Raw genomic sequence first — 11856 nt, forward strand, 5'->3', positions numbered from 1 at the left:
CCCCGTTCACCCGCGACACATGGGTGAAGCACCTATCGGAGAGTCCGCGGTGACGGGACAGCTGGACTGCCGAGCTGCGAGGGAGTCGCTGGACGGTGCCCCGGGGCGCTCACGGACCGCGGTCGGTCCGGTCAGTGGCCGACGTCGCGGGCTCTGCGGTCAGCACGAGGTTGGAACGGTAGGTGCGGCGGTCGCTGTCCCAGTCGGCGCAGGTGATCAACGTCAGTGTGGGGGTCATGGTCGAGCCGTAGGCGGGGTCGAGGTCGCTGGGACCGAACATGTTGTCGTAGGTGTCGTTGCCGTTGAAGTCGATGCCGTGGACGACGACGGCGTTCTCGTTCCGCAGGCTCTTGGCGGTTTCGTCATTGACCGTGATGGTGCGGTGGTAGGCGTGCGAGGCGCCCTTGGGGAAGCGGTCGCCCGCGAGGGCCGAGTGGTCGGCCCCGGTGTCGCCGGTGGTGGTGAGCGAGGCGCCGATCTTGCCGTAGAAGGGCAGGCCCTCGGTCGTGTTGAGGCTGAGCTGTCCGTTGTGCTGCTTGGCCGCGGAGGCCGGCGGGCATCGGCCCTCGGCCCCGATGTGGAAGTGCTGGGCGTGCGGGGCGTCTGCGAGCAGACCCTGCGTCTTGATCGTCACGGGGGTCTGGTTCCCCTTGAGGTGCACCGTGGCCGTACCCGAGCCGGTCACCTTGCTCGTGGGGATCGGCGAGAGTGCCGTGTGCAGTTCCCCGTTACGCGGGGCGCTCGCAGAGCAGGCGCATACCGGTGCTTTATGGCGACCTGCGGAGGTGCGCGTGGTGCGGCGGCCATCCCAGACGCGCATTCGGGGGGCCGGTGCGAGCAACGACGCCTTGTAGGTGGCGTGGTTGTTCAGCATGAGATGGTCCATCGACCAGGACTGAGGTGGTCCGCCGGTCGACCGGCGGACCACTCACTGCTCGCGTCGTGCGCGGCACGAGATGATCGGCGGCGTGCGAAGGGCGTGCTCACGCTCCGACTTCGTCGCCGTGATGAGCGTTCGGGTTGAGCAGCCGCTCACGTGTCGCTCGGAGCCGGCATGCGACCACCGAGCCGACCCAGACAGCGATCGAGCGCCCGAACTCCGCGTCCGCGGCACACATGGCCCGTACTGTCGCCGCGTCGAACTCCCAGGCGCGCACCTGACTCAAAGCCTGGGCGCCCAACTGCCACCGGTAGGGCGGAAAGTGCCAGGACCATCCGAGAAGCTCCTCATGACCCAGAGAATCGATGGTCGGGGCCGACTGCCCGAGGGCTTGCGAGTCGAGGGCCACAGTGCCGCTCCGGATCACCCAGAACCGGTCTGCGGGCTCGCCCTCCTCAAGCAGACGGGCACCCGGCTCGAACACGGCTTCCCGGGCCGTGCGCATCAGCCGGTTCCGGTGTGCGGTCGGCAGGGCCGCTGTCATCATGGTGGTGATCATCGTGCCGGTTCCCTTCTTCCTCCGACTGCTGTCCGGCCGTGGCATGCTGCCGGCCGGAATCGCATGCGCCTATGGCGAGGACTCTTGGCTCAGACTGTTCCCCAGCAGGGGGTATGAGCCATGTGCCGTTCGGCCCCGCTGGGGAGCCGTCCGGCTTACCGGCCTGCCCGGTTGTGCCGCTGCGCCCCCAGGAGGAGCGCCGGACGAAGGAGCGCGGGATTCAGCTTGCGGCGGCCTGCTCCGCAGGGCCGGGCGCCCGGCCCTGGGCCCCGTGCTGTCGCAGGCTCATACGGTGGTCCTTCGAGGCTGGACGCCAACCCCATGGGGGCGTGGTGCCGTCTGGCGGATCAGGGCACCGGCGTGCTGCGGCGCGGTGAGCGCCTCGCATCCGAGGGGCGCGGACCCGTGAAGCGGGTGATGACCGGGCCGGCCACGGCGAGCAGGAGGACATAGGCGGCCACCAGGGCGCCGAGCCGGTCATGGCCGGTGCCCATGAGGCCGATGATGACGATGGAGAACTCGCCCCGGGCGATGAGCGCGGTTCCTGCCCTCAGCCGTCCTCGGCCTCCCGCTCCTTCGCGGCGTGCCGCGTACCAACCGGACGCCACCTTCGTCGCGGCGGTGACCACGGCCAGGAGCAGGGCGGCCGGAAGTACCGGCAGCAGCGAGTCCGGTGGGATGGACAGGCCGATGGCGAGGAAGAACACCGCGGCGAACAGGTCTCGCAGCGGGCTCAGTACCTTCCGTGCCCGGTCGGCCGCTTCGCCCGTGAGGGAGAGCCCGACCAGGAAGGCGCCGACCGCCGCCGAGACGTGGACGGCCTCCGCGAGGGCCGCGACCACCAGTGTCACGCCCAGGACGCGCAGCAGCAGCTGCTCCGCGTCGGGGTGCGACAGCAGTCGTCCCAGGTGGTGCCCCCACCAGTAGGACATGGCGAGCGCGGCCACGACAGCGCCCAGGGCCAGCAGTACTCCGAGCAGGGCCTGCTGCCATGTGCCTCCGGCGGCCACGACGGCGAGCAGCGGGAGGTACGCGGCCATCGCGAAGTCCTCCAGTACCAGCACGGACAGTACTGCCGGGGTCTCGCGGTTGCTCATCCTCCGCAGGTCGCCCAGGAGCCGGGCGATGATGCCCGAGGAGGAGATGTAGGTCACCCCGGCGAGCGCGAGGACGCCTCCTGCGTCCAGTCCGAGCAACCATCCCGCCACCGCACCGGGGGTCGCGTTCAGTACGAGGTCGACCCATGCCGAGGGGAGGTGGCGACGCAGGCTGACCGTGAACTCCGGCACGGTGAAATCGAGACCGAGCACCAGCAGCAGAAGGACGACGCCGATGCCCGCGCCGGTTTCCACGAAGGAGCCGGCTGCTGGGACGGGGGCGATTCCTCCCTCGCCCAGCGCCAGGCCGGCCAGGAGATACAGCGGGACCGGGGACAACGCGAAACGTCGCGCCAGCGTGCCGAGCAGGCTCAGGAAGGTGAGGATGATGCCCAGCTCCAGCAGCAGGGCGACCGAGATATGCATTCGCTCAACCCTGGACGATCTGTTCCACTGCGGCGATTCCCTCGTGGGTCCCGATCACCACCAGTACGTCCCCCGCACTGAGGACCTTCTCCGGCCCAGGGGACGGAATGACCTCCTCACCGCGGACGATCGCCACGATCGAGGCTCCCGTCCGGGTCCGTGCCCTGGATTCTCCCAGTGGGCGGCCGACGTACGGGGTGCCGGCGAGCACCTCGACCTGCCCGGCGCTGAGCCCGGGCACCTCTTTGGTCAGATCCGCGAACCGCTCGGCGATGCGCGGCGCGCCCAGGATGTCGGCGAGGACATCGGCCTCCTCGCTGGTGAGCCGGAACACGGCCTGTGCCTGATCCGGGTCCCCCTCTCCGTAAACCGCCAGTTCGAAGTCGCCCGAGCGCCGTGCGACCACACCGACCTTGTCGCCCTCCAGATTGACGAACTCGTAGAGGAGTCCCACACCCGGCAGTAGCACTTCGTTGACGTCCACGTGCACTCATCCCATCCGCCGTGAATTGGTTGTCGTGCGGCTCGGCACCCGACTGCCGCGCCCTGGGTATTCGGCATCCGAGGGCACCAGCTCAAGTTCCGGCCTCGGCCGCGGAGCCCCGCGGGGCACTCTTCCCCGCGTTGTGCTGGGACCGGCAGGGCCCAAACGGCCCCGGACGGAGGGCCGGACGGGCCCCGTACGACAACTGGCACCGGTCGGGTTGCCGGAGCTGTCGTGTCGGACGAGCGTGGGGGGCCGGTCGGCCCTGAAAGTGGCCCACAGGCCCCATGACAGGGGAGCACGTGTGGGGTGAGCTGGGAGACGAGAGTCAGGCGGCCCCGACGCAGGAGGCATGATGAGTGGTCTGGTGGTTGTGGGTGTGGACGGGTCGGAGCCGAGTTTCGCCGCGGTGGAGGCGGCGGCTCGGGAGGCGCGGGCGCGCGGAACAGGGCTGCGGGTGGTGCACGCGCTGGTCTGGCCGGTGACGTACGTGCTTTCTCGCCCTTCTCCAGGAGGCGCGTCGCCGCTGGGGCCGCCGCCGATGGATCCGTCGGAGGACGGGCTTCGGAAGATGGCCGGGGGTCTGGTGACCGAGGCGGTCGGGCGGGCGCAGGCGGTGGCGCCGCATGTCGAGGTCAGTCACGCCGTGGTGACCGGCGAGCCCCTGACCGTCCTGGAGGCGGAATCCCGTGCGGCCGAGCTGGTCGTGGTGGGGTCCCGGGGGTTGGGCGGGTTCGTGGGGCTGCTGGCCGGGTCGACGGCGGTGCACCTGGTGGCACACGGGCGGTGCCCGGTGCTGGTGGTTCGCGAGCAACCCCTCGCGGACGGTCCGGTCGTGCTGGGCGTCGACGGGTCAGAGGCGGGCGCACCGGCGGTCGATTTGGCCTTCGCCACGGCGGAGAGGCGGAAGGCCCCCCTGGTGGCGCTGCACGCCTGGACGACGTGGAACGCGCCACTGCCCGCTCCGCAGGACGCTTCCGCTCCGTACGCCAACCCACCGGGCGCTCTCGCCGAGGAGGAGGACACACTGCTGTCCGAGGCGCTCGCGGGCTACCGGGCACGGTATCCGGACGTGGTGGTGGAGCGCCGGGTGGTGCACGGCCGAACGCGTGAGGCGCTGATCGACGCGAGCCGCTCCGCACAGCTGATGGTGGTCGGCGCTCGAGGACGCGGCGGGTTCGCCGGACTGCTGCTCGGCTCGGTCAGCCAGGCCGTGCTGCACCACGCCCACTGCCCGGTCGTCGTGGTGCGGGCGGCGGGCGCGCGGCACTGACACGCCCCGGCGCGGGGCCGGCCGGCGCGTTCTGAGGTGCTGACGCGGACTGCCGAACAGACGGTGATGGCACCGCAGGGCATGTGCGCGCGCAAAGCGGGTGCCCTACTCGGTCGCGACGGCATCAGGGCCGCCTTCAGGACCGAGTGGTCCTGACGGCGGCCCATTAGTCCCTGGGCGCAACGGATGGGCTGCGACAAGGATGAGGATCAAGGAGCCGCTCATCGGCGGCGCCCAGGACGGGAGACTGCAATGACTGATCCGGTGATCGTAGGGGTGGATGGTTCCGCTTCCAGCCTTGAGGCGGTCGACGTGGCCGCTCGTGAGGCGCGCCTGCGCGGTGCCCCGCTGCGGATCGTGCACGCGTTCGGCCATGCGCCCGGGCACCGACCGGCCGGCGGGCCGCCGTGGAGCCCGGCCGACCACGGTCTGGAGCCGATGGCCCGGGGGGTGCTGGCCGATGCCGAGGAACGGGCCCACGCGGCGGCACCGGGCGTGGCCGTGACCCGGTCGGTGGTGGCGGGGGAGGCGTTGGAGGTGATGGAGATCGAATCGAGGTCGGCCTCCTTGGCCGTCGTCGGCAGCCGGGGGCTGAGCGGGTTCTCAGGGTTGCTGCTGGGCTCGACGGCGGTGCGTCTGGCCGCGTACGGCCGTTGCCCGCTGATGGTGGTGCGAGGCCGCACCGAGCCGTCCGGAGCGGTGCTGCTGGCCGTCGACGGGTCCGATGCCGGTGGGGCGGCGGTGGAGTTCGCGTTTGCCGAGGCCGCTCTGCGCGGGGTACCGCTGGTGGCCCTGCACGTCTGGAACACCTGGAGCGAGGGTGCCTACGAAGGCCCCGGCGACCCCATCAACGCCATGGTGGTGGACATCGAACGGCTCCGAGAGGCCGAGCAGCGCCTGTTGGACGAGACGGTCGCGCCCTGGCAGAAGGTCTTTCCTCACGTCACGGTGGAGCGGCGGCTGGAGCGTGCCCGGATCCGCCCGGCCCTGCTCGACGCCAGCCGCGACGCCCAGCTGGTCGTCGTCGGAGCCCGGGGACGCGGTGGTTTCACCGGCCTGCTGCTCGGCTCCGTCAGCCAGGCCCTGCTGCATCATGCCCACTGCCCCGTCACCGTGGTCCGTGGCCAGGGATGACCGTGCCTCAGCAGACCATCACCGAGAGCAGCGCTCTGCCGGTGCCGGGAGGCCCGCAGCCGGATGCCCACCGACGCGACGCCGCCGACGTGGCCGGCTCGCTCGCAGTGGTTCCGGCACGTGGCCTGACCACTGCGGACGCCGAACGACGGGCCGACGCCTGGGGCGCCAACGAACTGGCCGAACCGGTCCGCCGACCGCAGTGGTTGCGCCTGCTGGACCAGTTCCGCAGCTGGCTGATCGGTATCCTGCTTGCCGCCGCAGTCATCGCCGGAGCCGTCGGCGAGGTCAAGGACGCTCTCGTCATCACCGTCGTCCTGGTTATCAACACCATCATCGGTTACCTGCAGGAACGCCGTGCCGAGCGCAGCCTCGAAGCGTTGCGCCGGATGCTCGTCCCCACGGCCCGGGTGCGCCGCGACGGCGAGGTCCAGGTGGTCCCGGCAGGTTCTCTGGTGCTCGGCGACATCGTTCTTCTGGAAGCCGGAGACCGTGTTCCGGCCGACGGACGCCTGGTCATCGCCGAGTCGGTCGAGGCCGCCGAGGCCGCGCTGACCGGCGAGTCCCATCCCGTCGCCAAGACGACCGCGCCCACGGCCGACGGCGAGGAGCACGTACCCGTTGCCGAGCGCACCGGCATGCTCTTCATGAACACCGCGCTGACTCGCGGTCGCGCCGAGATGATCGTCACGGCCACCGGTATGCGTACCGAGGTCGGCGCGATCGCCGAGGCGCTGCGCACCGGCGCGGAACCCTCCAGTCCGCTCCAACTGCAGATGGACAGCCTCGGCCGACGTCTGGCCGTGGTCAGCGGCATAGCCGTGGCTGCCTACGCCCTCGTGTCCCTCCTGCGGGGCGACGAGCTCGCCGACCTCGCCCTTCGGGCGGTGGCCCTGGCTGTCGCCGCGATTCCGGAGGGGCTGCCGGCGGTTCTCGCCCTCACGCTGGCATTGGGCGTTGCCCGCATGGCCCACCGCGGTGCCATCGTCAAGCGCCTTGCTTCCGTCGAGGCACTCGGTTCCGCGACCGTGGTGTGCAGCGACAAGACCGGCACCCTGACTCTGAACGAGATGACCGCCCGGGCCCTGTGGTCCGCCGGGAGCAGCTACGACGTGACAGGCGACGGCTACGGCACCATCGGCGCGGTACTTCCGGCCGACGGGGAGGACGGGACGCCTCTGCGGGAGGCCCTGTTGCCGTTCGCACTGTGCAACGACGCCCGCTTCACTCCGGAGGGCATCATCGGAGACCCGACCGAAGCCGCCCTGATGGTTCTCGCCGTCAAGGCGGGCATTGACAGCGACGTGCGCGCGCACATGACGCGTACGGGTGAGGTGCCGTTCGATCCGGCAGCCAAGTACATGGCCACGTTCCATGGCGACGCGGATGACCGCGTCAGCGTCCATGCCAAGGGAGCCGTCGACGTCCTTGTGGACCGCTGCACCCATGTGCTGACCACCCACGGGCCGGTGCCCTTTGACGCGAAGCGCCGCCGGGAGGTCATCGACGTCGCCCGACGGCTGGGCAGTCAGGGCCTGCGTGTTCTCGGTGCCGCCACTGCCGCATCCACTACCGAACAGGCCCGTCGGAGAGAGGTGACAGGGCTGACCTTCACTGCCATCGCGGGGATCGCCGATCCGCCCCGCCCGCAGGCCCGTGATGCGGTTGCCCTGGCTCAGGCGGCCGGTGTGACCGTCAAGATGGTCACCGGGGACCATGCTGACACTGCAGCCGCCATCGCCCGTGAACTCGGTATCACGGGAGACGTCGTCTCGGGGGCCGAGCTGATCCGGATGAGCGACCAGGAGCTCACGGACCGCATCGAGCACGTTGGTGTGTTTGCCCGCGTCGCCCCTGAACACAAGGTGACCATTGTCGAAGCCCTGGCCCGGAGCGGGCACGTTGTGGCCATGACCGGAGACGGGGTCAACGACGCAGCAGCCCTTCGGGCCGCCCACATCGGCATCGCGATGGGCGTCACCGGTACGGACGTGGCCAAAGAGGCCGCGGACATGGTGCTCACCGACGACGACTTCTCCACGATCGTCCGCGCGGTACGTGAGGGTCGGACGATCTACGACAACATCGTCACCTTCGTCCGCTTCCAGCTGTCCACCAACATGGGCGCGATCTTCACCCTGCTCGCCACCGTGCTGGCCGGACTCCCCGCGCCTCTGTCCGCGATCCAGCTGCTGTGGGTCAACATCATCATGGACGGGCCGCCGGCCATGGCTCTCGCCATCGACCCTCCGCAGGACAACGTGATGCAGCGTCCGCCACGGCCACCCGGCGAACGGATTCTGAACGCCCGCCGTTTGGCTGCCGTCACGCGCTCCGGCGCCGTCATGGCCACGGGCACCCTGGCAGTCTTCGCAGGAGCCCGCCACCTCAGTGACGCCGCGACCGCCGCCACCATGGCCTTCACCACGTTCGTCCTCTTCCAACTCTGCAACGCCCTGGCCTCGCGCAATGAAGGCCGTCCCGTCCTTGGACGCCACCAGCTGCACAACCGCGCCCTGTGGGCATGCTTGGCCGCCGTACTCACCCTCCAGTTCATCGCCGTAGAGTTGCCAGCCGCCCAAGGAATCTTCGACACCGTCTCCCTCAGCCCGGTTCAGTGGGCAACGTGCTTCGCAACCGCCTCCACCGTGCTGCTGGCCGAGCATGCCTGGCGAGCGGTGCAAGAACGGTCGGGTCGTTCGGAGGCGCGGAGTACGAGGCCCCATCGAACCGCCGACTCTGGAGACTGAAGAAATGACAGGGAGAATCGGCACGTGCACGGCGGTCCCGTTTCTGTGCCAACCCGTAACGGCGCCCGGCAGTGAGCCGGGCACCGGGCGCTCGCCTACCCCGACCTGCGCAGACGGGACATCCGGGTTATGGACGCCGTGGTTCTGGAGCCCTTTCCCTCCTCGATCCCACCGGGATCGGCCAGGCGGTACGTGCGGTTGCCCACTCGTGCAAGCACGACTTCCTCAGGTGGGCCGCAGTAGTGTCGGCGGCTCTTCTGGCGTCTCCGGTCTGTCGACCGTGACGCTCGTGTGACGCTCCGGGCGCCCACGCGCTGCACGAGCAGACGAAGAATTCCTTCTGACCTGGTCTTTCTTGCGATGGGTGCAAGCCGACGTCTTTCCGATGACACATCACGTGGAGGGCGCCATCCAGTACATTGATGGTTGTCTTAACGGAGTTTGGTGGATACAAATCGCGACAATGCAAACCGGCAGGTTCGTCTGTCGTTCCTCGGGTAAGTGTGCAGATCAGGGTTGCCGCCGCTGGGCTCAAATGGTTCGTCTCCCGGGTAGTCGGATTGGAGACTTCGGTCGAGGATGAGGTCGACCAGGTCAAGCGGACCGGTCGCCAGGTACTTCTGGAGCGGTCGGCTGAGCCAACGGTGGTGCAGCAGACCGTTGTCGGGGTCTTGGAAACTCGTCGTACACGAGGACGTTCCGGCTGACGGCCTCGTCGATGTAGGGGGGTCGTTCAGGTCGTGGCCCGCGTACGTCAGGAAGGGCGCGACGCCATCGCGACGTCGGTCCAGATGAGATCGGGACACCCCGGCATGGCGAGGATTCCTGTCACCGGCGCCGCTTCAGTAGAGCCCTGCCCGCCGTGCGACGTCCTCGCCGTGCTGCATGCGCTTTCTGGCCTCGTCGCCCAGTGCCTTGATGACGCCCGCCACGACGGTCTCCAGCACGGCGAGGGTCGGCACGAGGCTGTCGTAGGGGGAGGGCGCCGTGACCCGACTGGGCAGTACGACCTCGGCGTGCGGTGCGGCGGGGGAGAGCCAGGTGTCGGTGAACAGGACCACTTTGCCGCCCTGCTCCTGGACGAGTGCCGCCATGGTGGTCTTGTCGCTCTCGTAGCGGCGGTAGTCGAAGACGACCAGCACGTCGCGCCGGGTGAGCGCGGCGAGGACCGCGGTGCGTTCGACATCACGGTCGGGCAGGAACCGCACGTCGTCCCGCAGCTGCATCAGGTGCAGGCCGAGGTACTGGGCGAGAAGGTGGGTGAAACGGCCACCGGCCAGGGTGATGCGGCGCTTCCGGTCCGAGAGGAGCCGTACCGCGTGTTCGAAGTCGTGCGGGGGGAGTTCGGCGAGGGTGGCGGTGACGGCCCCGGTGAAGACCTGGCTGCCGCGCCGCAGGAGCGCCGAGTCCGGGCCGGCGTCCTCCTGCGTCCTTCGGCGCGTGCCGTCGTCCGGCGTGCCCTCGTCCCTGCCCTCGTCCGCTTCGCTCCGGCCGAAGCCGGCCGACTCGTAGAGGGAGAGCGGGGAGGCGTTGCGCGCGTCGAGTTCTTCGCGCAGGACGGCCTGGAAGTCGGGGAAGCCCTGGTAGCCGAGTCGGTTGACGAAGCGGATCACCGTGGGCGCGCTGACGGCGGCCCGCTCGGCGAGCACCGCGACCGTCTCGAACCCGGCCGCCGGGTAGCCCGCCAGGATCACGCGGGCGACCTTGCGCTCGGCCGGGCTCAGCGTGCCCAGCTTCTGCCGGATGTCGTCGGCGAGCGTCGCTGAGGCCATCTGTCCGGCTCCCTTCTGAGATGTGCGGGTTCTCCGGGAGCCTACTGGCGGGACCTGCCGCCTCTGTCGACCGGTCCCGCCGGGAAGGGCGCCCTCATGACTACCGGTCGGATACGTGGACGCTCAGCCCGGTCAGGGTCTGCGGGGTTGCGCCGTCACCGGTCCACGCGGTGAACCCCGGAGACTTCGCGAAGGTGACCGTGAAGCGCGGCCCGTCCTCGTAGCTCGTGGCCTCGGCCGTGCGCTGGGCGGCGGTGGCCGCCAGGGCGCGGGCGGTGGTCAGGAAGGAGTACGGGGCGCCTGCGGGGTTGGCCGCGGAGTGGAAGACGTCGGTGTTGGCAGGAACGGGCGTGGTCGAGCGGGGTGCGAGGGGGCGCTTCCCGTAGGCCGGGAGCGTGAGCCGGAGCCGGGGGTCGTAGCGGTCGCCGTCCGTCAGATAGTCGTAGCGCACACCGCTCAGCGACCAGGTGGCACGATTCCCGTCGACGCCTCGTCCGGCGGTCTTCGCCCCTTCGTGGACGCGAGCCCGCCGCAGGTCGAACACGGCTACGCCGCGCGGTCCGAGCACCCGCACGCGCTCGCGCGGTCCGCCGGGGTGCTCCACCAGGAGGGCGGTGTTCTCCTCCAGCGCGTACACCCGGTCGTGCCCGGTGTCGACGGCCAGCCGCATCACCCGGCCCTCGCGGCCGTACGCCCCGGTGTGGGTGTCTATCAGTCCGGAGCGCAGGAATCCGAAACCGCCCTCCGGTTCGTACCCGAGGCGTGTCGCGTCCTCGAAGTAGCCGGGGCTGCTGCCGTCCCGCAGCCCTTCGTACGACTCGCCGCCCGTCACCATGTGGGCGCCCGCGGTGATCTGCGCCCCGGCGCTGGAACCTGACACGACGGCTCCAGCCGCCAGTTTGGCGCGGATGGCCGCCAGCACCTTGGAGTCCCTGTGTGCGGCCCCGTTCAGGAGAGTGGTGAGGTAGTGGGACTGGTCCCCGCCGCCGAAGAAGAATCCGCTCATGGAGTTGACCTGCCGGACGACGGCCTCCGAGTCGGCGTTCGCGATGTGGTCGAGATCAACGGGGATCCACTGGGCATCAGCCGCGCCGTGCCGTTCGAACACCTCGGAGTAGTACGCCCCGTTGCACGCGGAGTTGCTGCACTTGTCGGGGTCGTCGGCGTACGGGTCCTGGCTGGCGGGAACCGAGGAGGCGGTGATCACGCCGATGCGGGCGCGGGCGCCGCCGGCCCGCTCGATGATCTCACCGTAGACCTGGGTGTTGTCCTCCTTGAGGCCGCCGCCGACGAGCACCAGGGAACCACCCTGCCGCGAGGATCGGCTGGTGTCCGCGGTGGCGGTCGGGCTGATGGCCAGGGTGAGTACGAGGGCGGCTGCGCCGCCGGTCAGAACGGTACGTCGGGAGCGGAACGGGGTGCGCATGGAACCTCCTGAAAGACGCGGTGACGAGGGGAAGGGATGGGTGTGGGGCCGGGTG

At 70.0% G+C, this 11856-nt stretch carries 9 protein-coding genes; 3 read left to right on the forward strand and 6 right to left on the reverse strand.

The features are described from left to right. Positions 1-109: 109 nt before the first annotated feature. From D3105_RS05085 to D3105_RS05100, 4 genes are all read right to left on the reverse strand, one after another. The gene (locus tag D3105_RS05085) at positions 110-634 is read right to left on the reverse strand and encodes a hypothetical protein (protein WP_123947568.1); all 525 of its coding nucleotides are present in this window, start codon (positions 632-634) and stop codon (positions 110-112) included. A 349-nt stretch (positions 635-983) separates the two neighbouring features. Next, complete coding sequence (locus D3105_RS05090; protein WP_030580684.1) at positions 984-1439, reverse strand: cyclic nucleotide-binding domain-containing protein; 456 nt, start codon at positions 1437-1439, stop codon at positions 984-986. A gap of 347 nt (positions 1440-1786) precedes the next feature. Then, the gene (locus D3105_RS05095) at positions 1787-2962 is read right to left on the reverse strand and encodes a cation:proton antiporter (RefSeq protein ID WP_118900365.1); all 1176 of its coding nucleotides are present in this window, start codon (positions 2960-2962) and stop codon (positions 1787-1789) included. A 4-nt stretch (positions 2963-2966) separates the two neighbouring features. Continuing rightward, positions 2967-3446, reverse strand: coding sequence for a cation:proton antiporter regulatory subunit (locus tag D3105_RS05100; protein WP_030580691.1), 480 nt, complete (start codon positions 3444-3446; stop codon positions 2967-2969). A 355-nt stretch (positions 3447-3801) separates the two neighbouring features. On the opposite strand from D3105_RS05100, the gene D3105_RS05105 reads away from it, so the two are divergent. The 3 genes from D3105_RS05105 to D3105_RS05115 all read left to right on the forward strand — a co-directional run bounded on the left by D3105_RS05105 (position 3802) and on the right by D3105_RS05115 (position 8603). Then, positions 3802-4719 (forward strand): universal stress protein, encoded by a 918-nt coding sequence (locus D3105_RS05105; protein ID WP_030580694.1) that lies wholly within the window; start codon positions 3802-3804, stop codon positions 4717-4719. A gap of 252 nt (positions 4720-4971) precedes the next feature. Continuing rightward, positions 4972-5853 carry a universal stress protein gene (locus D3105_RS05110; RefSeq protein ID WP_030580698.1) on the forward strand — a complete coding sequence of 294 codons (882 nt, stop codon included), beginning with the start codon at positions 4972-4974 and terminating at the stop codon, positions 5851-5853. Continuing rightward, a complete protein-coding gene (locus D3105_RS05115; protein WP_118900367.1) occupies positions 5850-8603 on the forward strand; it encodes a cation-translocating P-type ATPase in 2754 nt (917 codons plus the stop codon). The genes D3105_RS05110 and D3105_RS05115 overlap by 4 nt, the downstream gene beginning before the upstream one ends. An 842-nt stretch (positions 8604-9445) precedes the next feature. Here D3105_RS05115 and D3105_RS05120 read toward each other — a convergent pair. After that, positions 9446-10375 carry a MurR/RpiR family transcriptional regulator gene (locus D3105_RS05120; RefSeq protein WP_118900369.1) on the reverse strand — a complete coding sequence of 310 codons (930 nt, stop codon included), beginning with the start codon at positions 10373-10375 and terminating at the stop codon, positions 9446-9448. 100 nt (positions 10376-10475) lie between these two features. Beyond that, complete coding sequence (locus D3105_RS05125) at positions 10476-11801, reverse strand: cyanophycinase (RefSeq protein ID WP_118900371.1); 1326 nt, start codon at positions 11799-11801, stop codon at positions 10476-10478. Positions 11802-11856 lie beyond the last annotated feature (55 nt).

The organism is Streptomyces globisporus, assembly GCF_003501885.1.
In the GTDB taxonomy this organism is placed as follows: domain Bacteria; phylum Actinomycetota; class Actinomycetes; order Streptomycetales; family Streptomycetaceae; genus Streptomyces; species Streptomyces globisporus_D.